General features: G+C 65.7%; 20 protein-coding genes. 9 read left to right on the forward strand and 11 right to left on the reverse strand.

Features of this window, described 5'->3' with window-relative positions:
• The first annotated feature begins 85 nt into the window (after window positions 1-85).
• Window positions 86-448, forward strand: coding sequence for a YkgJ family cysteine cluster protein (locus H8F01_RS15685; RefSeq protein ID WP_187056000.1), 363 nt, complete (start codon window positions 86-88; stop codon window positions 446-448).
• Here H8F01_RS15685 and H8F01_RS15690 read toward each other — a convergent pair whose 3' ends face one another.
• Window positions 449-1225, reverse strand: a complete 777-nt coding sequence (locus H8F01_RS15690) for an anti-sigma factor family protein (RefSeq protein WP_187056001.1) — start codon at window positions 1223-1225, stop codon at window positions 449-451.
• Window positions 1212-1784: a sigma-70 family RNA polymerase sigma factor gene (locus tag H8F01_RS15695; RefSeq protein WP_187056002.1), complete on the reverse strand. Its 573-nt coding sequence runs from the start codon at window positions 1782-1784 to the stop codon at window positions 1212-1214. The genes H8F01_RS15690 and H8F01_RS15695 overlap by 14 nt, the downstream gene beginning before the upstream one ends.
• A gap of 142 nt (window positions 1785-1926) precedes the next feature.
• On the opposite strand from H8F01_RS15695, the gene H8F01_RS15700 reads away from it, so the two are divergent.
• Both H8F01_RS15700 and H8F01_RS15705 read left to right on the forward strand, forming a co-directional pair.
• Window positions 1927-2868, forward strand: a complete 942-nt coding sequence (locus tag H8F01_RS15700) for a metallophosphoesterase family protein (RefSeq protein ID WP_187056003.1) — start codon at window positions 1927-1929, stop codon at window positions 2866-2868.
• On the forward strand, window positions 2865-3218 hold the full coding sequence (locus H8F01_RS15705; RefSeq protein ID WP_238481011.1) for a cupredoxin domain-containing protein: 354 nt from the start codon (window positions 2865-2867) through the stop codon (window positions 3216-3218). The genes H8F01_RS15700 and H8F01_RS15705 overlap by 4 nt, the downstream gene beginning before the upstream one ends.
• On the opposite strand, the gene H8F01_RS15710 is transcribed toward H8F01_RS15705, so the two are convergent.
• Entirely contained in the window at window positions 3205-4005 is an 801-nt protein-coding gene (locus tag H8F01_RS15710; RefSeq protein ID WP_187056004.1) for a dioxygenase family protein, read from the reverse strand. The genes H8F01_RS15705 and H8F01_RS15710 overlap by 14 nt on opposite strands.
• 1362 nt (window positions 4006-5367) lie before the next feature.
• The gene (locus H8F01_RS15715; RefSeq protein WP_187056005.1) at window positions 5368-7245 is read right to left on the reverse strand and encodes a DEAD/DEAH box helicase; all 1878 of its coding nucleotides are present in this window, start codon (window positions 7243-7245) and stop codon (window positions 5368-5370) included.
• Between the two features lie 111 nt (window positions 7246-7356).
• On the opposite strand from H8F01_RS15715, the gene H8F01_RS15720 reads away from it, so the two are divergent.
• The 3 genes from H8F01_RS15720 to rimJ are packed head-to-tail and all read left to right on the forward strand — an operon-like array spanning window position 7357 to window position 9552.
• On the forward strand, window positions 7357-8106 hold the full coding sequence (locus H8F01_RS15720) for an SDR family NAD(P)-dependent oxidoreductase (RefSeq protein WP_187056006.1): 750 nt from the start codon (window positions 7357-7359) through the stop codon (window positions 8104-8106).
• Between the two features lie 49 nt (window positions 8107-8155).
• Window positions 8156-9004 (forward strand): S-formylglutathione hydrolase, encoded by an 849-nt coding sequence (gene fghA / locus H8F01_RS15725; protein WP_274380551.1) that lies wholly within the window; start codon window positions 8156-8158, stop codon window positions 9002-9004.
• Entirely contained in the window at window positions 9001-9552 is a 552-nt protein-coding gene (rimJ, locus tag H8F01_RS15730; RefSeq protein ID WP_187056007.1) for a ribosomal protein S5-alanine N-acetyltransferase, read from the forward strand. Before fghA ends, rimJ begins: the two co-directional genes overlap by 4 nt.
• Window positions 9553-9602: 50 nt before the next feature.
• Here rimJ and H8F01_RS15735 read toward each other — a convergent pair whose 3' ends face one another.
• From H8F01_RS15735 to H8F01_RS15745, 3 genes are all read right to left on the reverse strand, one after another.
• A complete protein-coding gene (locus H8F01_RS15735; RefSeq protein WP_187056008.1) occupies window positions 9603-10127 on the reverse strand; it encodes a hypothetical protein in 525 nt (174 codons plus the stop codon).
• A 250-nt stretch (window positions 10128-10377) separates the two neighbouring features.
• Window positions 10378-11715, reverse strand: coding sequence for a DEAD/DEAH box helicase (locus tag H8F01_RS15740; protein ID WP_187056009.1), 1338 nt, complete (start codon window positions 11713-11715; stop codon window positions 10378-10380).
• Between the two features lie 134 nt (window positions 11716-11849).
• On the reverse strand, window positions 11850-12506 hold the full coding sequence (locus H8F01_RS15745) for a class I SAM-dependent methyltransferase (RefSeq protein ID WP_187059328.1): 657 nt from the start codon (window positions 12504-12506) through the stop codon (window positions 11850-11852).
• A 139-nt stretch (window positions 12507-12645) separates the two neighbouring features.
• On the opposite strand from H8F01_RS15745, the gene H8F01_RS15750 reads away from it, so the two are divergent.
• Complete coding sequence (locus tag H8F01_RS15750; protein WP_187056010.1) at window positions 12646-13890, forward strand: MFS transporter; 1245 nt, start codon at window positions 12646-12648, stop codon at window positions 13888-13890.
• 48 nt (window positions 13891-13938) lie between these two features.
• Window positions 13939-14424, forward strand: coding sequence for an FKBP-type peptidyl-prolyl cis-trans isomerase (locus H8F01_RS15755; protein WP_187056011.1), 486 nt, complete (start codon window positions 13939-13941; stop codon window positions 14422-14424).
• Window positions 14425-15832: 1408 nt separating this feature from the next.
• On the opposite strand, the gene H8F01_RS15760 is transcribed toward H8F01_RS15755, so the two are convergent.
• The 4 genes from H8F01_RS15760 to H8F01_RS15775 form a co-directional block, all read right to left on the reverse strand.
• Window positions 15833-16261 carry an organic hydroperoxide resistance protein gene (locus H8F01_RS15760; RefSeq protein WP_187056012.1) on the reverse strand — a complete coding sequence of 143 codons (429 nt, stop codon included), beginning with the start codon at window positions 16259-16261 and terminating at the stop codon, window positions 15833-15835.
• 3 nt (window positions 16262-16264) lie between these two features.
• A complete protein-coding gene (locus H8F01_RS15765) occupies window positions 16265-16723 on the reverse strand; it encodes a MarR family winged helix-turn-helix transcriptional regulator (RefSeq protein WP_187056013.1) in 459 nt (152 codons plus the stop codon).
• A 191-nt stretch (window positions 16724-16914) separates the two neighbouring features.
• Window positions 16915-17487, reverse strand: a complete 573-nt coding sequence (locus H8F01_RS15770) for a C40 family peptidase (RefSeq protein ID WP_187056014.1) — start codon at window positions 17485-17487, stop codon at window positions 16915-16917.
• A 95-nt stretch (window positions 17488-17582) separates the two neighbouring features.
• Window positions 17583-18902 (reverse strand): hypothetical protein, encoded by a 1320-nt coding sequence (locus H8F01_RS15775; RefSeq protein ID WP_187056015.1) that lies wholly within the window; start codon window positions 18900-18902, stop codon window positions 17583-17585.
• Window positions 18903-18987: 85 nt separating this feature from the next.
• Between H8F01_RS15775 and H8F01_RS15780 the strand changes: the two genes are divergently transcribed.
• Entirely contained in the window at window positions 18988-20247 is a 1260-nt protein-coding gene (locus H8F01_RS15780; RefSeq protein ID WP_187056016.1) for an NAD(P)/FAD-dependent oxidoreductase, read from the forward strand.
• The last annotated feature ends 6 nt before the right edge of the window (window positions 20248-20253 follow it).

The following is a 20253-nucleotide window of genomic DNA, read 5'->3' on the forward strand; positions in this document are numbered from 1 at the left end:
ACATCGAAGGCCCGCGCCAAGCGGGCCTCCGGCGTTCTAGAATGACGCCGCCGCGCGCCAGGGGGTGCGCACCCGAACGCCTCGCATGCTCCATCCTTGCCTGAGTTGCGGCGCCTGTTGCGCCTACTTCCGCGTGGCTTTCCACTGGTCCGAGGCCGACGCCTCGCTGGGTGGCGTGGTGCCGCCGGAACTGGCGGAAACGCTGGACCCGCACCGGCTGGTCATGCGCGGCACGCAGGCTTCCCGCCCGCGTTGCACCTCGCTGCAGGGCGTGGTGGGCGAAGCGGCGCATTGCGGCATCTACGAGCGCCGGCCGTCGGTGTGCCGGGAAGTGGAGCCGGCATGGGAATCCGGTCGCCCCAGTGCGCAGTGCGACAAGGCACGGCTGGGGCACGGCCTGGCCGTGCTGACGCCCGATGACTGGCCGGTGGCCGTCACGGTGGCCTGATCAGCGCGTCATCGCCGGATTGGCCTCGTTCTGGAAGGCCAGCACGAACTGCTTGAGGTCGCCCTCGTTGACGTCCGAGATGGCGACGTAGCGCATGCCGTCGCCCGTCCAGCGGATCACCGTATAGCCGTGTTCCTGCGCGATGGCCTGGGCGGACGCCGTGCCTTCCGCCGGCCACTGGAACAGGTTGATCACGTGGAGGCGACGCTTGTAGACCAGCGCGGCCACGCTGTGGCCTTCCAGTGCGTCCAGCCGTCCGCCGACCAGTGGGAAACCCTCGGCCGCCAAGTCCTTCACGCGTGGCGAGAAATCCAGCTTGCCCTCGAACCAGGGCTTCACGGTGTGCTGATCGGTGGACACCACGTCCATCAGATGCTCGCCCTGGAGCGAACGTACATGGCTGGAAATGGCCTGCGCGACGACCGCGTCACCCACGCCACGCGCCGGCAGCCAGTGCAGCCACGCCGGCGTGGAAAGAAGCATGGCCGCGGCGAAACCCGCCGCTGCGGCAAACACCCACGGACTCCGGCGACGTGCTGCGTGCGGCCTGGCCGCGACGGCCGGTGCGGGTGTGCTCCAGCGCGCCCGCAGCGCATCGGGGGCGCGGCGATAGAGCGTGGGTTCGGACAGGGCTTTCTGCATGATCGCGTACGTCTCGTAGCGCGCCTTGCAGGCCGCGCAGGCGTCAAGGTGGCGAGCCATGGCAGCGCTGCCGGCCGCATCCAGTTCATCGTCGAGATAGGCGTGCATGAGCAGCCCGGCGTCATCGCACATCATGGCGACGTACCTCCTTGGGCCGGCAGGTGAGTTCATTGCGCAGGCGCTCACGGGCGCGCGCCAGGCGGGACATCACCGTGCCGATCTTTTGCCCGGTGATGCCGGCGATTTCCTTGTACGAGCACTCCTCCAGCTCGCGCAGCACGAGGATCTCGCGCAGCGGCGCAGGCAGTCGTTCCAGTGCGGCCTGCAGGGCGCCCACATCCACGGCCAACAAGGTCACGGCTTCCGGTGACGGTGCATCGTCGACCAGCGGATGGATGTCGTCGTCGAGCTCTTCGTGCAAGGCATCCGGCAGGCCGCGACCGCGCAGCGTGTAGAACGTGTTGCGCACGATCGCCAGCAGCCACACGCGCACGTCGCCGCCGTGGAAACTGTCGAAGTAGCGCAGCGCGCGGAGCATGGCCTCCTGCACCACGTCCTGTGCGTCGGCCGGGTTGTGCGCCAGCCAGAAGGCGAGGTTGTAGGCCGCGTCCAGGTACGGCACCACCTGCGCCTCGAAGCGCTCGCTTCGTGCGGCATCGGCACCACTTGGACGGGCATTCGGCTCGGTCGGCATAAGAGGGATTACCTCGCTTCCCGGCACTTTATTCCCATCCCCTGCGTTCCGCGTGTGCCGGGGAATAGTTCAGCGCGACGGCCGGTATCAGGGATGAAGGGCAGCGGGCGAGGTGCCTGTTGCCGATACCGGAGAGCTGACCATGAACGACCTTGAAGACCCGCAGATCGACAGCCGCCGCCAGTTCCTCAAATGCATGGCATGGGCGGGTGCCGGCACGTTGTGGCTGATGCACGGCGGCGTGTTGAAGGCGCAGCCGCTGACCGCCCAGGGCGCCGCGTCGGCAGCGGATGCCAGTTTCGGTTTCGTGCAGATCAGCGATTCGCATATCGGCTTCCACAAGGCGCCGAACCCGGACGTGGCCGGCACGCTGCGCCAATCGCTCGACATGATCAACGCGCAGAAGGTGCGTACGGATTTCGTGTTGCATACCGGTGACCTCACGCATCTTTCCAGGCCCGAGGAGTTCGATACCTTGTCCGGCGTGATGCAGGACGCGCACATGGGCAAGGTGTTCTACGTACCCGGCGAGCACGACGTGATCGGCGACAACGGTGCGGAGTTCTTCCACCGTTTTGGTGAGCGACAGACAGCAGGCGGCTGGTACAGCTTCGACCATCGCGGCGTGCACTTCGTCGGCCTGATCAACGTGCTCAACCTGAAGGCCGGCGGGCTCGGTTCGCTGGGTGCGGACCAGCTGGCATGGCTGAAGAAGGATCTGGCGGCGCTGTCGCCGGATACGCCGCTGGTGGTGTTTGCCCATATGCCCTTATGGCCGCTCTATCCCGACTGGGGCTGGGGCACCGACGACAGCAACGAAGCCGTGAGTTACCTGCGCCGGTTTGGTTCGGTCAGCGTGCTCAACGGCCACATCCACCAGATCCAGCAGAAGGTGGAAGGCAACATCACCTTCTACACCGCGCGTTCCACCGCGTATCCGCAGCCCGCGCCTGGCACGGCGCCGGCGCCCGGGCCCATGAAGGACATTGCGCCGGGCGACCTGCATCGCTATCTCGGCATTCGTGACGTGCGGCATGTGCGGGGTAGTCACACGCTGGCTGTGACCGAGGAGGTGATGTCGTGAAACGCGCCACGCCATCATTCAAGGTCATCGCTGCATGGTTGCTGTGTACCGCCGTTGCGGCAACGGCGATGGCCACTGATGCCGCGACGACCCCGGCGAAACCTGCCAGCGTGGATATCCGCAATTTCGCCTTCACGCCAAAGGCCCTGACCATTCACGCCGGAACACGCGTGGTATGGACCAATCGTGACGAGGAGCCACACGTGGTGGTCAGTGCCGGCAAGCAATTCGCGTCGTCACATGCGCTGGATACCAGCGACAGCTACGCGGTGACATTCGACCGCCCCGGCACGTACACGTACTACTGCGCCATCCATCCGATGATGGTGGGCACGATCATCGTGCAGTAGCGGCGCTGTCGAAGCGGTAGATGTCCATGGCCAGCAAACCATGCTCGATGCCGGCGTCGATGCGCTGGGCGTGCGCCTGCTCACCGGCCGCGCCCAGTGCCACGAACAGTGGCAGCAGATGCTCGTCGGTGGGATGCGCGCGCTCGGCAAACGGCGCCTGGCGACGGTAGTCGAGCAGGGCGTCGATATCGCCTTCGGACGCCTTGCGCTCGATCCACTCGATGAACGGACGCACGTAAGGCGCCTCGCGTTCTTCGCTGTATCCGGCGCGGAAGTCGTGCAGGTTGTGGGTGATGCTGCCCGAACCGATCACCAGCACGCCTTCCTCGCGCAAGGGCGCGAGCGCGCGACCCACTGCGTACTGGTGCGCGGGGCCCAGTTGCGGCTGGATCGACAGCGGCACCACCGGGATGTCGGCCTTCGGGTAAAGCAGGCGCAGCGGCACCCATGCACCGTGGTCGAGGCCCTGGGTGGGATCGAGCGTGGTGGGCAATCCTGCCTTGTCGAGCAACTCGGTGACGTGCGCCGCAAGGGCCGGCTCGCCCTTGGCCGGGTACTGAATATCGAACAGCGCCTGGGGGAAGCCGTAGAAGTCGTGGATGGTTTCCGGACGCGACGCACCGCCGACGTGCGGTTGTCGCGCCAGCCAGTGCGCCGTGGCGATCACGATGGCCTTCGGACGCGGCAACTCGCGCGCAAGTTCAGCCAGCCGCTCGCCCACGCGGCGCGGCTGGATCGCCGTCATCGGCGAACCGTGGGAGATGTAAAGGCTGGGGAGGGTGGTCATGGTGGTTACCTCGGGGGACCACCATAGGGTAGGGGTTTGTGGGCGGTTTGCAGCGTTCGTGGGGTGAACGATGCGTTGTCGGGAGGGAACGATGGGTGCTCGGCCCTCGGTCTCCTTCTCTAGCCGTGATCCCGGCGGAAGTTGGAGGTGCTTTTCAGGAACCGAAGGGGTGGTCAATCTGGCCTCGCCGCCTCGTAAGAGCCGTCATTCCTGCGAAGGCCGGGGGCGCCTTATGACCGCCGAGGTGCCTTTGCCCTCTGCCTTCGGTAGTCACGCAGGCGCCAGCTTGCCGCTTACGCAGCGGAGGCGTTTCGACCTCCTGCCGGAGGCCGAGTCACTTTTCTTTTGTTGGCCCAAAAGAAAAGTAACCCAAAGAAAATGGCCTGAAGAGCTGGCAGCATGCCGATGGGATAAGCCCGAACAGCTGAGGAACGTTGCTGCTTGGCAACCTCCGCCTCTACACAGCGGGTACTTCCAAGCGCTTCGCAACGCGCCGAAGCGAAGAGGACTTAACGCGGAGCGTCGTGCCGCTGCGCGGCACCTCCTTCCTTGCCACTTGGTGGTTCACGTTGAACATCACCTGTCGCTCGTCCTCTCCCGTTCGGGAGAGGACTGGGGTGAGCACTGAGGCGAGAGAGAAGCGGGCTTCACACGGTGCCAGAGGCCCCTGTAGGAGCGCACCTTGTGCGCGACCGCAGCGCCATGTCGATACCGCTCCGTCAGGTGCTCGCGCACAGGGTGCGCTCCTACAGACAGGCAAAGCCGGCACGTCATGTTCAGTCGCACCCTGCGACGCGATGTGCAGCGCAGCTGCACGAGCCTTCGGCTCTGGCTCTGGCTTTTGACCTACCCGACCCCTTGAGCGGCGGTGAGGGGCGGACGACAGGCCCGCAGGGGGATCGGCAGGGATGCCGATCCCTTTTCGACAGGACAGGGATGTCCTGTCGAAAAGCCCGGCCGACCCTCACGGACTGGCCGGCTTCACCGGCCAGCGCCGCGATGGGGTTGCCTTTTCTTTTGGTTACTTTTCTTTGGGCAAGCAAAGAAAAGTGACCCGGCCTCCGGCAGGAGGTCGGAACGCCCGCTGCGCAGGCGGCCAGGTCGCGGTAGCGTTAGAACCCGAAGGCCAAGAGCAAAGTCGCTGGACCCCTGCCTCCGCAGGGGTGACGGCTAAAGACGGAAGCGGTGATGCAGGCACCCAGCGCCAAAGATCTCGGCGACCAGCTTTGCGGCTGTCGAGTAGCGCCTTCTGTCTTCACAGGAATAACGAGCAGGGAAGAAGGAAGCGATCCTTGCCGGCCGAGGCGAAGCGCAAAAAGCAAAAGGGGCGCCTAAGCGCCCCTTTCCAAGACAACTGCGCGATTACTTCCCGCGCCGCGGCCCCTTGTGCCCGCCACTCTGGCCATGCGGCTTCGGCTTGCCGCCATGCTTCTTGAAGCCACCACCGCCACCGGGGCGATAACCGCCACCCGGGCGGCGCGGCGGTGCTTCGCTGGCGCCACTGTCGTCGCCGTCCCATTCCTTGATGCGCAGCTGCTGCTGGCTCACCCACACCTTCTGCAGGTGCTGGAACACTTCCGGCGGCATGCCGGCGGGCAGGTCGATCAGGCTGTATTCGCCGCGAATGCTCAGACGGCCGATATGCTGGCTTTCCAGGCCGGCTTCATTGGCGATGGCGCCGATGATGTTGCCGGGCTTCACGCCGTGTTCGTGACCCACTTCGATACGGAAGGTGGTCTTGCCTTCTTCCGTGTGGTGCGGGCGCACGGGACGGGGCGTGAAATCGCGCTGGCCGCCGTCGCGATCGCGCGAACGGTGCTCGCGCTCGCCGCGATCACCACGATCGTTGCGGTCGCCGCGATGGTCGCTGTGCTCGCGCGGGGTGAATTCGCGCTTGGGCGGCGGCGTCAGCAGCAGCGGCTGGTCGCCCTGCGCGATGCGTGCGAGTGCCGCGGCAATCTCGATGGCCGGGATGTTGTGTTCCTGCTCGTACTGTTCGATCAGCTGCTGGAACAGGTCCAGCTCGCCGACGGCCAGCGTGTCGCTGATGCGCTGCTTGAACTTGCTGATGCGTACGTCGTTGACCGCCTCGACCGTGGGCAGCTTCATCTCTTCGATGGGCTGGCGGGTGGCGCGTTCGATGGCGCGCAGCATGCCCTTTTCACGCGGCGTGACGAACAGGATCGCATCGCCGCTGCGGCCGGCACGGCCGGTGCGGCCAATGCGATGCACGTAGCTTTCCGTGTCGTACGGGATGTCATAGTTCATGACGTGGCTGATGCGTTCCACGTCCAGGCCGCGCGCGGCCACGTCGGTGGCCACGAGGATATCGAGCTTGCCGTCCTTCAGCTGCTGGATCACGCGCTCGCGCTGCGCCTGTGCGATGTCGCCATTGATGGCGGCCGCGGCGAGGCCCCGTGCCTGCAGCTTCTCGGCAAGTTCTTCGGTCGCCGACTTGGTGCGCGCGAAGATGATCATCGCGTCGAACGGCTCGGCTTCCAGGATGCGCGTCATCGCATCCAGCTTGTGCATGCCGCTGACGAACCAGTAGCGCTGGCGGATATTGATGTTGGTGGTGGTAGCCGCCTTGATGGTGACTTCCACCGGATCCTTCAGGTGCTGCTGGGCAATCTTGCGGATCGGCGGCGGCATGGTGGCGGAGAACAGCGCCACCTGGCGGCTCGGCGGCGTGGCCTGCAGCACCTTTTCCACGTCGTCGATGAAACCCATGCGCAGCATTTCGTCGGCTTCGTCGAGCACCAGGAACTTCAGTTCGGACAGATCCAGCGTGCCGCGTTCCAGATGGTCGATCACGCGGCCGGGCGTGCCGACCACGATCTGCACGCCGCGCTTGAGCGAGTGCAGCTGCGGGCCGTAGCTCTGGCCGCCGTAGATCGGCAGCACCTGCAGGCCTGGCATGTGGGTGGCATAGCGCTGGAATGCCTCGGCCACCTGGATGGCCAGCTCACGCGTGGGCGCCAGCACCAGCGCCTGCGGCTTGCCGGGCTTCAGGTCGATACGCGAGAGGATCGGCAGTGCGAATGCGGCAGTCTTGCCGGTGCCGGTCTGCGCCTGGCCAAGCACGTCGCGGCCTTCCAGCAGCGGCGGAATGGTGGCCGCCTGGATGGGCGAGGGCGACTCGTAGCCGACGTCGGTGAGCGCGCGCAGCAGCTCCGGATGGAGGCCAAGCGCAGCGAAGCCGACGGCTGCCGGCTGGGAATCGGAAGACGGGGAGGACATGGGGGAACCTCGACATGGCATGCACGGCGGCATGCGGGAGAATGACGCTATTGTAACAGGCCGGCCCGTCCCCCACCGGGATTTTTTCGGCCCAATCAACGAGGAACATTCATGTCTGGACGTCTTGATGGTCGCGTGGCGCTGGTCACCGGCGCTTCTTCGGGTATCGGCGAGGCCACCGCGCTGGGCCTGGCACAGGAAGGCGCCAAGGTGGCCATTGCGGCCAGGCGCCGCGACCGGCTGGAGGGATTGGCGGCGAAGCTGACGGCGCTGGGCGCCGAGCCGCTGGTGCTGGTGGCCGATCTGGCCGACGAGGCGGAGGCTGCACGGGTCGTGGCTGACGCGGAAGCCCATTACGGCCGGCTGGATATCCTCGTGAACAACGCCGGCGTCATGTACCTGGAGCCAGTGGAAGAAGCCGATCTGGGGCGCTGGCGGCACATGCTGGAACTCAACGTGCTCAGCCTGATTGCGTCCACGCAGGCCGCGCTGCCCGGCATGCGCGTGCGCCGCGACGGCCACATCGTGAATATCTCGTCGACGGCCGGTCGCGTTGCCAACCCTAATGCCGCCGCCTATTCGGCGACCAAGTTCGGCGTGGTGGCGTTTTCCGAGGCGCTGCGGCGCGAGGTTTACCAGCACAACATCCGCGTCACCGTGATCGAGCCGGGCGTGGTGGAAACGGAGTTGCGCGACCACATCGGGCACGCCACCACCAAGGACAACCTCAACGCATGGGCGAACAGCATGCGTCAGCTGCAGTCGGTGGATGTGGCCGATGCCATCGTGTTCTGCGTGTCGCGTCCCTCGCACGTCAATATCAACGAAGTGCTGATGCGGCCTACCGATCAGGAGCGCTGAAGCGACGCAGTATCATCGTCGGCAGTTCAGTACTTCAGAGGGAATGCGCATGGCAGGGATCGAAACGATCTCCGAGCAACGCTGCCACGGCGGCGTGCAAGGGTTTTACCGGCACCATTCGGACAGCTGCGGCGGGTCGATGCGCTTCGCGCTGTTCCAGCCGCCGCAGGCCGCGCATGCGGCCTGCCCGGTGCTGTATTTCCTTGCAGGCCTCACCTGCACGGAAGAAACGGCCACCATCAAGGCCGGTGCGCAGCGGCTCGCCGCGGAGCTCGGCCTGGTGCTGGTGATGCCCGATACCAGTCCGCGCCAGACCGGTTTCGACGGCGCCACCGGTGACTGGGAATTCGGTGAGGGCGCGGGTTTTTATCTGGATGCCACGCAATCGCCGTGGTCGTCTCGCTTCCGCATGCGCAGCTACGTGGTGGATGAACTGCCGGCGCTGCTGGCACAGCATTTTCCCGTCGACATTGCGCGCAGTGGCATCACCGGGCACTCGATGGGTGGTCACGGTGCGTTGACCATCGCCTTGCGCCACCCGGACAAATACCGCTCGGTGTCGGCGTTTGCGCCCATCGTGGCGCCGACGCAGGTGCCGTGGGGACAGAAGGCATTCCCGCGCTACCTGGGTGAGGACACCGCGGCGTGGGCCGCGTACGACGCCTGCGAACTGGTGCGCAAGCACCGTTTCGACGGCACCATCCTGATCGATCAGGGCGAGGCGGATGGCTTCCTCTCCACGCAGCTGAAACCCGAGCTGTTCGACCAGGCCTGCGCGGAAGGCGGACAGGCCTTGCTGCTGCGTCGTCATCCGGGTTACGACCACAGTTACTACTTCATCACCAGCTTCATCGACGACCACCTGCGCCACCACGCCGAGGCACTGGGCCGTCCGTGAACGTGCTGCATCCCATCACGACGCCTCGTGCCGTGCTCCGCCTGGCGGAGATGGCCGATGCGTCGCGCCTGCTGCGCTATCGCGAACAGAACCGCGAGCACCTGGCGCCGTGGGAACCGTGGCGGGATGACACGTACTACACGCTGGATCATTGCGTGCAGACGCTGGCCGATTCACGCGAGGCGGTGCGACTGGATCGTGCGTATCCGTTCCTGGCGCTGGACCTGTCTGCGCGGGAAATCCTCGCCACCTTCAGTTTTTCCAATGTGGTGCGCGGGGCCTTCCAGGCCTGCCATCTTGGTTACAGCATTGCGCTGCGCCGGCAGGGGCAGGGCTTGATGCAGGAAGTGCTGGAAGCGGCCATGCCGTGGGCGTTTCATGAGCTGGACATGCACCGCGTGATGGCCAACTACATGCCGCGTAATGAGCGCAGCGGGCGACTGCTGGCGCGCCTTGGTTTCGAGCGCGAGGGTTATGCGAAGCGTTACCTGCAGATTGCCGGCGTGTGGGAAGACCACGTGCTCACTTCACGCATCCGCGAGCCGTAAAAAAAGCCCCACCGGAGTGGGGCGTCTGGGTGCTGCGAGTGTGCTGCGGCTCAGTTTTTTGCGGTGGTGCCCGCAGGGGCCGGCGCAGGTGTTTGCGAGTTCACCGGGGCGGGTATGACAGGCGGTGGCGCCATGGCAGGCCGCGTGCAATGTTCCGGCATCCATTGCCCACTGCCGGAAATGATGTCGCAACTCCAGCTCAGCGTGGGGCTGCCGCCGCTGGCGGAACCATCGATGGGCGTCAGCAGGAAGACCGGATCGGTTGTGGCGCCGGTGTCCTTGGTGGCGATGGTGATGCGGCCGCTTTCGGAGATGTCGATCTTCGAGGTATAGGCGTTCAGCGCCGCCGTGGCGTTGAAGTTGAGGTCGCCAGGCTGCAGCCGGTTCAGGCCGCCGCGTACCGTGGCCGCTTCCATCACCACCAGCTTCGCCGCTTCACCCGCGCGCAGGGCCTCGTCGAGGTGTCCGGAAATGCGGTGATTGCGCCAGCCTGGAATGGCGATGGTGGCGATAACCGCAACAACGGCGAGCAGTGCCAGGCTGATCATCAGGGGACGGGACCGTTCGCTGCGCATGTTGTTTCTCCGTGGCTGCAGTGGCGCACCGGCCAACCTCGTCCTGCATGGGCGAGTGGTTTGTCCGGGCCAGGCGAGGCGACCCCGCTGGCCGACCCTCCCGGACACATTCGCACAGTTGCCCCGACGCAGGATTAACGCAGGGCAGCATGGCGTGCCAGGTGGTTAACCGGAGCCGTACAAGGCATTTCCGGGGAAACACGGTCATGCGATGGCGCCGTGAACGGCGCCATCGTGCTACGTCGTTCGATCAGGCCTTCGCGGCGGGGCGACGGCGACGCTGACGCTTGCGGTTGCCTTCGGCGGGGCGATCGCCGCCACCGTGGCCGTGACCACCCGTGTGGCCATGCGGGCGATGCGAGCCCTGCGGGCGGCTCTGGCCCTGCGGACGACCCGGACGCGGCTGGCGCTGACCCTGAGCCGGCTTGGGTGCATTGGCATCGGTACGCAGCGGGTGCGAGGGCTCGAAGCCCGGCACGTCGCTGACCGCGATGTCCGTCTTGAGCAGCTTGCGGATGTCGCGCAGCAGGCCTGATTCCTCATGGCTCACCAGCGACACGGCCATGCCGTCGGCGCCGGCGCGGCCGGTACGGCCAATGCGGTGCACATAGTCTTCGGCCACCATCGGCAGGTCGAAGTTGATGACGATGGGCAACTGGTCGATATCGATGCCGCGCGCGGCGATGTCGGTCGCCACCAGCACGGTGACGCGGCCGCTCTTGAAATCGCTCAGTGCACGCGTGCGCGCGTTCTGGCTCTTGTTGCCATGGATGGCGGCGGCACGTATGCCGGCGACACCCAGGTACGTGACCAACTTGTCGGCGCCGTGCTTGGTGCGGCTGAACACCAGCGTCTGGCGGCGGCTGTCCTGCGACAGCACGTGCAGCAGCAGGTCGCGCTTCTTGGCCGCATCCACCGGATGCACATGATGCGTGACGGTAGTGGCGACCGAGTTGGGCGGCGTCACCGACACTTCGCGCGGCTCATGCATGAACTGCATGGCGAGCGCCTTGATCGGCGGTGCGAAGGTGGCGGAGAACAGGAGGGTCTGGCGACGCTTCGGCAGCGCGGCAAGGATGCGCTTGAGCGCCGGCAGGAAGCCCATGTCGAGCATGCGGTCGGCTTCGTCCAGCACCAGCACTTCGATGCCGGACAGGTCCAGCGAACGCTGCTGCATGTGATCGATCAGGCGGCCCGGCGTGGCAATGACGACGTCCACGCCGCGACGCAGCGCCTGCATCTGCGGGCCCATGCTGACGCCACCGAAGATGGTCGTGCTGGTGATGCGCAGGTGCTTGCCGTAGCCACGCAGGTTGTCATGCACCTGCGCGGCAAGTTCACGGGTCGGCGTCAGCACGAGCGCGCGCGGACGGCGCGTGCCGGCCGGGGCACCGTGTGACAGGTGATGCAGCAGCGGCAGCGAGAAGGCGGCGGTCTTGCCGGTACCGGTCTGGGCGGCGGCGAGCAGGTCGCCACCTTCCAGCACTACCGGAATGGCAGCAGCCTGAATGGGGGTAGGTTCGGCGTAGCCCTGTTCGGCGAGCGCACGCAACAACGCAGGCCCAAGGCCCAACGATTCAAACGACATGGGAAGCTCCAGGCGCAACCCGGAGCGTTCAAGAACCGTGTTGCATTATTCAAGGGGAGGGGGACGACGCAAGGTCGTGCCCCATGAGTATAGCGTAAACGCCGTCAACCTGCCTGGCGCGCCCAAGGATCGGTTCAGCCCGGCCCGCGCTCGGCCACGATCAGATAGCTGTCAAACGGGGTTTTTCCGTGCAGGGGACGGATATTGACCGTCAGGCCGGCCCCTTCCAGCTGCGCCCGCAGCTCCCTCGCGCTGGGGTAGTACTGGGCGCCCACCCGCATCCAGCCACTGGCGCCCAGGAAGAACTCCGATACGCGCGTGAACGCATAGCGCCAGCTGCGTTCACGCAGCACATTGCGGATCACCAGGCGGCCGCCCGGGGCAAGGTGGGACACGGCGTTGTCCAGCAGCGCGTGCTGGCCATCGCGTGGCAGGTAGTGCAGCACGTCGAGCAGGGCCACGTGGCCCTGTATCGGCTGATGTGCCGCGCCTTCGTCGTGTTGCAATTGCAGCGCGCCGTCCAGTCCGGACAGGTGGAGTGCGCGGCGGCCGGCGTCGATCTTGCGCACATCGGTGTCCACCCCGAGGTAGCGCGTTACGGCGCCCCGCGCATGGAGGTAGCGGCCGAGCAGGCCCAGGCCGCAACCGATGTCGAGCAGCGGCATGGGACGGTGTTCCACCAGCGCAGCCGTCGCCGCATACGCCGGATCCGTGGCCAGCTTGCCTTTGATGTAGCGGCGCTGGAGCCAGTGATCGTAGGAGTCGGCAATGCGGTAGAGGGCGGTGTCCATGGTCGGCATGTCAGCCCACTTTATGCCTGTACGGCGTGAAGGCAAGCCGATGGTCGGCCTTGCGCTGTGGCGACGGTGATGGTTCGCTTGGCGCCCTGTGCACCGCCCGCGCGGTCGCGACCTTTACCGTGGAGTACTCATGTCGCCGTTCGCGCCCCTCCGGGAACTCACCACCACCCAGCGCCACACTGTTCTGGCGAGCTTCCTGGGCTGGACGCTGGATGCCTTTGATTATTTCCTGCTGACCTTCGTGATCGTCGCCGTGGCGAAGGAATTCCATTCTGACACCGGTCACGTGATCACCGGCCTGTTCCTCACGCTGGCCGCGCGTCCGTTGGGCGCACTGTTGTTTGGACGGCTGGCCGACCGTTACGGGCGACGCCCCATCCTCATGCTCGACGTGATCCTGTTTTCGGTGTTCGAGCTCGCAACGGCGTTCTCCACCTCGCTCACCATGTTGCTGGTGCTGCGCTTCCTGTTCGGCATCGCCATGGGCGGCGAGTGGGGCATCGGCGCGTCGCTGGCGATGGAGTCCATTCCGGCCAAGGCGCGCGGCGTCGTGTCGGGCCTGCTGCAGAGCGGTTATCCGGTGGGCTTCTTCCTGGGTGCACTGGTGAACTGGCTGCTGGTGGACCACATCGGCTGGCGCGGCCTGTTCGTGGTGGGCGCCTTGCCGGCGCTGCTGGTGCTGTACATCCGCCGCACCGTGCCTGAGTCCGAGGTATGGCAGCAGGAGCGTGCCTCGCCGCAGAAGAAAGGCCTTTTCGAAGCCATGCGGGGCCACTGGAAACTGGCCATCTACCTGATGGTGCTGATGATGGCGTTCAACATGTTCAGCCACGGCTCGCAGGACCTGTACCACACCTTCGAAGAGGAAAGCCTGCACCTGCCGACCGGGTCCGGCGCGGCTTTCATGCTGGTGGCCATGCTCAACCTGGGCGCGCTGGTGGGCGGCCTGTTTTTCGGCGCACTGTCCGAACGCATGGGCCGCCGCCGTACCATCATTCTGGCCGCGCTGCTGGCCATTCCGGTCATCCCGCTATGGATGTACGGCAGCTCGCTGACGGCGCTGGCGCTGGGCGCCTTCCTGGTCCAGGTGATGGTGCAGGGCGCCTGGGGCGTGGTGCCCACCCATCTGAACGAGCTGGCGCCCGAGGGCATGCGCGGCACGCTGCCCGGCTTTGCCTACCAGACCGGCAACCTGCTGGCCGCCGTGACGGCCAACGCCCAGCACTGGATCGCCGACTGGCGCGGTGGGGACCTGGCCTTCGCCATGTCGGTGTGGATTGCCGCCGTGGCGTTGCTGCTGGCCTTTCTGGCCTGGGTGGGCCCGGAGGCCCGGGGCGTGCGCTTCGGCCGGGCCGGGGCCGGCACGGGCGAGTAGCCGGGCAGGCTGCTAGAATCGGGGGTTTGATCCATCACGAGACATGCAATGAAGGCTGGCAAGGACAAGGTCATCTCGCTCCACTACACGCTGACGGTGGACGGTGAAAAGGTCGAGAGCTCCCTCGATCGCAACGAGCCGCTGTGGATTCTGCTGGGCCACGGCCAGCTGATCCCGGGCCTGGAAAAGGCGCTGGAAGACCGCGAAGCGGGCGAGAACCTGCAGGTCGAAATCGCCCCGGCCGACGGTTACGGCGAGCGCCAGGAAGGCATGACCCAGCGCGTGCCGAAGAAGTACTTCCAGCAGTCCGCCAAGCTGAAGCCGGGCATGAGCACGGTGCTGGCGCTGAAGGAAGGAGGCCACCGCGTGGTGGTGGTGCAGAAGGTGGGCATGAGCACGGTGGACGTGGATCTGAACCATCCGATGGCCGGCAAGACGCTCAACTTCGACGTGACGATCAATGAAGTGCGTGACGGTACCGAGGAAGAGATTGCGCACGGTCATGCGCATCCGCCGGGTGCCGAGGCTCACTGATTTTTTCTGTCCCTTGGGGGATGGATGTGGTTTGGAAAGCCGCTCCGGAAGGGGCGGCTTTTTTCTTGGCTGGAATGGTTGCGCTGGTGCAGGGCGAGGCGAGACCGTTTTACTCCCTCTCCCCGCCGGGTAGAGGGTTGGGGTGAGGGGTGGGTGCTCGCCGCACCGCTGCTATCCGTCATCCCGGCGCAAGCCGGGGTCCAGTTTCCGTAGCGGTCGGTTATCGACCCACCGCTGCATTCTTTTGACCGTCATTCCAGCGAGGCGCTTTTCAACCGCCGGAGGGCTGGTCGAGTTGGGATCCGGTGACTTTGCTCTCTGCCTTCGGTAGTCACGCAGGCGCCAGGTTGCCGCGTACGCCGCGGGGGCGTTTCGACCTCCTGCCGGAGGCCGAGTCACTTTTCTTTTGCTGGCCCAAAAGAAAAGTAACCCAAAGAAAATGGCCTTAAAGGCTGGCAGCATGCCGATGGGATAAGCCCGAACGGCTGAGGAACGTTGTTGCTTGGCAACCTCCGCCTCTACACAGCGGGTACTTCCAAGCGCTTCGCAACGCGCCGAAGCGCTGAGGACTTAACGCGGAACCTCGTGCCGCTTTGCGGCACATCCTTCCATGCCCCTAGGGTGTTCACGTTGAACATCACCTGTCGCTCGTCCTCTCCCGTTCGGGAGAGGACTGGGCTGAGCACTGAGGTGAGAGAGAAACAGACTTCACACGGTGCAAGACACCCCGTGTAGGAGCGCACTTGTGCGCGACCGCAGCGCCATGTCGATACCGCTCCGTCAGGTGGTCGCGCACAAGGTGCGCTCCTACAGAGAAGCCCGCGCCGGATACGGCGTCACGGCGAGAGACTCCATGTGCAGTGCAGTGGCACGAGTCGCGAACAGGGTTCGCTCCCACCGACAAGATAAGGCAGCACGCGATACGCCACCGCGCATACGACGCGATGTGCAGCGCAGCTGCACGAGCCTTCGGCTCTGGCTCCAGCTTTTGACCTACCCGACCCCTTGAGCGGCGGTGAGGGGCGGACGACAGGCCCGCAGGGGGATCGGCAAGGATGCCGATCCCTTTTCGACAGGACATGGAAGTCCTGTCGAAAAGCCCGGCCGCCCCTCACGGATTGGCCGGCTCCACCGGCCAGCGCCGCGATGGGGGTGCCTTTCTCTTTGGTTACTTTCTCTTGGGCAAGCAAGAGAAAGTGACCCGGCCTCCGGCAGGAGGTCGGAACGCCCGCTGCGTAAGCGACCCGGTCGCGGGAACAGCCGAGGCGAAGACCCAAAGCAAAGTCACCGGATACCGGCCTGCGCCGGCATGACGGATCGATACGCCGAAGCAAGCCTCATCCGCCCAACAACCCATCAACAACAACGGCGCCACAACGGCGCCGTCATCGTTTCCGCGATCAAGCAATCAGACCAGCGAAATCTCCACATCCACATTGCCACGCGTCGCATGCGAATACGGGCAGATATCGCGATGGGCGGTGTCGACCAGTTCCTGCGCTACGGCGCGGTCGATGCCCGGCAGGTTCACTTCCAGCTTCACGGCGATGCCGAAACCGGTCGGTTCGCGCGGGCCGATGCCCACGTGTGCGGTAACCGAGGCGTCCTTCAGGGTCACGCCCTGCTGGCGGGCGACGAAGCGCACGGCGCCTTCGAAGCAGGCTGCATAGCCGGCGGCGAACAGCTGTTCCGGGTTGCTGCCGTTGCCGCCCGGGCCACCCAGGCCCTTGGGCACGACCAGCTGCAGGTCGAGCACGCCGTCGTCGCTCTTGGCGTGACCTTCGCGGCCGCCGTGAACGGTGGCGGTGGCGGTGTAGAGAATCTTGCTGATGTTCATGGTTCAGTCCTCGCGTTGGGAGAGTTGGATCTGTCGGGTGAGTCGTTTCAGTTCATCGCGCAGGCCTTGCATCTGGTCGAGTGACAGCTGCATGCACTGGGCGAGACATTCGGGGATGCCGCTGGCCTTTTCCCGCAGGGCGAGGCCAACGTCGGTAAGGCGGATATCCACTTCGCGCTCGTCTTCGGCGCGGCGTTGCCGGGTCACCAGCTCCGCCGTCTGCAGGCGCTTGAGCAGGGGGGTGAGGGTGCCGGAGTCCAGCTGGAGGCGCTGGCCAAGTTCGCGCACGGTCAGCCCGTCCTGTTCCCACAGCACCAGCATCACCAGGTACTGCGGGTAGGTGAGCCCCAGCGGTTCCAGCAGCGGCCGGTACAGGCTGGTCACCGAGCGGGACGCGGCGTACAGCGCAAAGCACAGTTGCTGGTCGAGCAGGAGGTGGTTGGGGGTGGGCGTCCGGTTCATGAGTTAAATCCTAAGCGCAAAATTAAATTGTGTACAATTCAATTTCTCAATCGAAAGGATAGGCGGAGCCTAAGAGGTCTCTTGGGGAGGCAGGGGCTGACTGCCAACAGGAAGGGTCCCGAGGCTGCGCCCGGGACGGTGAAGTGCAGGTCTAGCTGGCTATGCCTGGCACCGCGAAGGCGCAGGACAGATCAGTCCAGCAGGCGCTTGCCGAAGGCGAAGTGATCGCGCCAGTAAGGGCCGTCGATGTCGTCCAGCCGCACCGTGCCGCCGCTGTTGGGCGCATGCACAAAGCGGCCCTTGCCCACGTAGACGCCTACATGGCTCACGCCGGTGGTGCCGCCGAAGAACACCAGGTCGCCGCTGACCAGGTCGGTCATCTGTCGCACCCGCGCGCCATCCATCTGCGACATCTCGCGGGAACTGTGGGGCAGGTTGAGCCCGGCGGCATTGCGGTAGATGTAGTCGACCAGCCCGCTGCAGTCGAAGCCGCCGTCCGGCGTGTTGCCACCCCAGCGATAGGGGGTGCCGACCAGGGCGATGGCGCGGAACAGCACGTCATTGGCGGTGCCGGTGGCGCCTGCCGGTGCGCGTGCCGGGAGGTTGGCCAGCGACGAGCGCGAATCCTTATAGGTGGGCTCGGGGCGGCGGTTGCCGCTGGAGCAGGCGGCGAGCATCAGCAGGATGGACACGAGCAGCGCATGGCGTGCCGTACGCCAGGACCCCAACCGGTGATCGGCAGGAACGGCAAACTGCGGGCGCATCTCGTATCCCCTGTGCTTGAGACGAGCCCGAGGTTATCAAATCAACAAGTTGGAAGAAAGTCGTGAGTGATCGCTGTAAGTGGGATCGCCGGCTGTCACGAACTCGGCTTGTCCACGGTGAGGCGGCGCTCGCTCAGCTTGCGACCCTCGCGGTCGCGGGCGGTGATCCGGTAATCCCCCGGCCACAGATAGAGCGAATTCATGCTGTCGTCGGTCAGGAATACGTAGCGGTCCGCCGGGACGGCATCGTCGCTCTCGCTGGCGTAGCGCGCTTCGACCACGCAGGGGAGTTGTCGCTGGCAGATTTCGCTGGAGATCACGCGGGTCTGTCGGGTGTTATCCAGTGACAGCCAATGGGGGCGCCGCTGGTGGCCGGACGGCGGCAGGATCACATCGACATCGTGGCGGTCCGGATCGGACGCCCACACGCTGCCGTTCTGGCGGCTTAGCAGCACCGACGGCCGGTCCACCGGGAAGGCCGCGATCAACTGGTTGTAGAGGTCTTTTTTCGGCATCGGCCCGATGTCGCGCCAGCGCGTCTGGTCGACGGACAGCGGGTCGAACCCGGTGAGCTGTTTCAGCTGCATCGCCATCGGGCGGATGGTCTTGCCAAGGTTGCCCACGGCCTTGTCGATGTGCGCGTAGCCGGCGTGTACGAACAGGCGCGCCTTGGGGTCCACCTTGAACACCTGGTTGTAGAGCAGCTGCGCCTGGCCTGCCTCACGATCGGCCAGCGCGTCGGCATCCGATTCATAGGCCACCACCTTGAAGCCCAGGCGGATTGCTTCGCGGATGATCTGGCCGTAGATCGGTTCGTGCAGGTACTCGCTGCCGCTGCTGAGAACCGGGTAGCCGCGCTTCATCAGGTCGGTGTCGCTGTTGCCCAGGGCTTCGGCGGCGAAATAGGTAAAGCCCTCGGCGCGCAGCTTGGGCAGCAGGGCCAGGGTCAGTTCGCGGGTGTGCGCATCGTGGTGTGCTTCATTGACCATCACGATGCGACGGTCGGTGGCGAGCTTGGCGATTTCCGTCGCCGCGTCGGCCGGCGTCCAGTCGGCGGGCGAGGGCATCGTCACCGGCGTCTGCACGCGGTTGTCGAACGGGAAGTCGAGCATGGCCTCGTCGTACAAGCCCAGTTCGTCTTCCACCGTGGCAAGCAGTTGCTGGTCGATCAAACGATCATCACGGGTGAGTTCGGGCATCACCTCGCGCAGGTACTTGTAGCGCGCCAGGTCGTTCTTCAGGTGCGCCGTTTCGGTAAACAGGTCGCGATTCACTGCCGTGTCGGACGACGCCCTGGCCGGCGCTTCAGGTGCGGCAGTCGACTGCGTCGGTGGCGGGGCCTTCTGCGCCCAAGCCGTGGGCATCCATGCGGCGGCCATCGACGCGAATATCAGCGCCAGGTACCGTTCGGACATCCACCTGCCGGACCTCATCTCTGACGCGTCCATCGCACTGAGTCCTTGAAGTCGGGAATCGCCTTGGCAACGCTACAATAAGCCGATGGATGCTTCACGCAGTGATGTGCTGATTCTTGGCGGCGGCGTTATCGGCCTGGCCTGTGCTTACTACCTGCTGAAGTCCGGGGCTACCGTGCGCGTGCTGGAGCAGGGTACCCCGGGTTGCGGCAGTTCGCACGGCAATTGTGGAACGATCACCCCCAGTCATGCGGCGCCCCTGGCCATGCCGGGCGTGCTGGGCGTGGCCATGCGCTCGATGCTCCGGGCCGACGCGCCGCTCTACCTCAACCCCCGCTTCGATGGCCCCCGCTTTCGCTGGTTGCTGGGCTTTGCGCGTCACTGCAACTGGCGCGATTTCGAACATGCCGCGCAGGCGCGTTCGGCCATGCTGCAACGCTCACGCGGGCTGCTGGCGGCGCTGGTCCGCGATGAGCAGTTCGACTGCGAGTTCGGCGAGGAAGGCGAGCTGTACGTCTACCGTACCGAGCGGGCCTTCCATGCGGACGAACGCCATCATGCGCAGGTGCTCGACCGGCTCGGCGTGGCGGTGGAGCGCCTGCGTGGCGACGAAGTGGAGGCCAGGGAGCCTGCACTGAAGCCCGGCGTGACCGGTGGCCTGTTCCATCCCGGCGACGCGCGACTGCGGCCGGATCGCTACGCCGCCGAACTCGCGCAACGCGTGCTGGCCATGGGCGGCACCATCGAATCGGGCGCGCGCATCGACCAGTTCGGAACGCAGGGAGATCGTATCGCGCACGTGCGCACCACGCGCGGTGTATTCCACGGCGATCGCGTCGTGATGGCACTGGGCGCCTGGTCGCCCCTGCTGGCACGGCAACTTGACCTGCGCCTGCCGATGCAGCCGGGCAAGGGATACTCCATTACCTATTCGCGCCCGGCGCTGGCGCCGCGCCATGCACTGGTGCTGCGCGAGCCGGCGGTGTGCGTCACCACCTGGGAGAGCGGTTTCCGGCTGGGCAGCACCATGGAGTTCTCCGGTTATGCCGAGGGGCTCAATCGCACGCGCCTGGACGCGCTGCGTCGCGGTGCGGCGCAGGGGCTGCACGTGCCCGAGGGGCCGGAACTGAAGGAAGAATGGTGGGGCTGGCGACCGATGAGCGAGGACGAAGTGCCGATCATCGGGCCGAGTTCGCGCTGGTCCAACCTGATGCTGGCGACGGCGCACGGCATGCTGGGCGTCAGCATGTCCGCCGCCACCGGCGAACTGGTGGCATCGATGCTGCGCGGTGGCACCACGGTGCTCGATCCCACGCCTTATGCGCCCTCGCGCTTTGGCGTGTAAGCCTTA

The sequence above is a fragment of the Dyella telluris genome (assembly GCF_014297575.1).
In the GTDB taxonomy this organism is placed as follows: domain Bacteria; phylum Pseudomonadota; class Gammaproteobacteria; order Xanthomonadales; family Rhodanobacteraceae; genus Dyella; species Dyella telluris.

What these genes read in the sequence shown, in the direction of transcription:
- H8F01_RS15750 (WP_187056010.1), top strand. Translation starts at nt 12,646, where the DNA reads ATGTCGCCGTTCGCGCCCCTCCGGGAACTCACCACCACCCAGCGCCAC.
- H8F01_RS15710 (WP_187056004.1), bottom strand. Translation starts at nt 4,005, where the DNA reads ATGACCACCCTCCCCAGCCTTTACATCTCCCACGGTTCGCCGATGACG.
- H8F01_RS15720 (WP_187056006.1), top strand. Translation starts at nt 7,357, where the DNA reads ATGTCTGGACGTCTTGATGGTCGCGTGGCGCTGGTCACCGGCGCTTCT.
- H8F01_RS15690 (WP_187056001.1), bottom strand. Translation starts at nt 1,225, where the DNA reads ATGATGTGCGATGACGCCGGGCTGCTCATGCACGCCTATCTCGACGAT.
- H8F01_RS15755 (WP_187056011.1), top strand. Translation starts at nt 13,939, where the DNA reads ATGAAGGCTGGCAAGGACAAGGTCATCTCGCTCCACTACACGCTGACG.
- H8F01_RS15735 (WP_187056008.1), bottom strand. Translation starts at nt 10,127, where the DNA reads ATGCGCAGCGAACGGTCCCGTCCCCTGATGATCAGCCTGGCACTGCTC.
- H8F01_RS15685 (WP_187056000.1), top strand. Translation starts at nt 86, where the DNA reads ATGCTCCATCCTTGCCTGAGTTGCGGCGCCTGTTGCGCCTACTTCCGC.
- H8F01_RS15760 (WP_187056012.1), bottom strand. Translation starts at nt 16,261, where the DNA reads ATGAACATCAGCAAGATTCTCTACACCGCCACCGCCACCGTTCACGGC.
- H8F01_RS15770 (WP_187056014.1), bottom strand. Translation starts at nt 17,487, where the DNA reads ATGCGCCCGCAGTTTGCCGTTCCTGCCGATCACCGGTTGGGGTCCTGG.
- H8F01_RS15740 (WP_187056009.1), bottom strand. Translation starts at nt 11,715, where the DNA reads ATGTCGTTTGAATCGTTGGGCCTTGGGCCTGCGTTGTTGCGTGCGCTC.
- H8F01_RS15745 (WP_187059328.1), bottom strand. Translation starts at nt 12,506, where the DNA reads ATGGACACCGCCCTCTACCGCATTGCCGACTCCTACGATCACTGGCTC.
- fghA (WP_274380551.1), top strand. Translation starts at nt 8,156, where the DNA reads ATGGCAGGGATCGAAACGATCTCCGAGCAACGCTGCCACGGCGGCGTG.
- H8F01_RS15700 (WP_187056003.1), top strand. Translation starts at nt 1,927, where the DNA reads ATGAACGACCTTGAAGACCCGCAGATCGACAGCCGCCGCCAGTTCCTC.
- H8F01_RS15695 (WP_187056002.1), bottom strand. Translation starts at nt 1,784, where the DNA reads ATGCCGACCGAGCCGAATGCCCGTCCAAGTGGTGCCGATGCCGCACGA.
- H8F01_RS15715 (WP_187056005.1), bottom strand. Translation starts at nt 7,245, where the DNA reads ATGTCCTCCCCGTCTTCCGATTCCCAGCCGGCAGCCGTCGGCTTCGCT.
- H8F01_RS15780 (WP_187056016.1), top strand. Translation starts at nt 18,988, where the DNA reads ATGGATGCTTCACGCAGTGATGTGCTGATTCTTGGCGGCGGCGTTATC.
- H8F01_RS15775 (WP_187056015.1), bottom strand. Translation starts at nt 18,902, where the DNA reads ATGTCCGAACGGTACCTGGCGCTGATATTCGCGTCGATGGCCGCCGCA.
- H8F01_RS15765 (WP_187056013.1), bottom strand. Translation starts at nt 16,723, where the DNA reads ATGAACCGGACGCCCACCCCCAACCACCTCCTGCTCGACCAGCAACTG.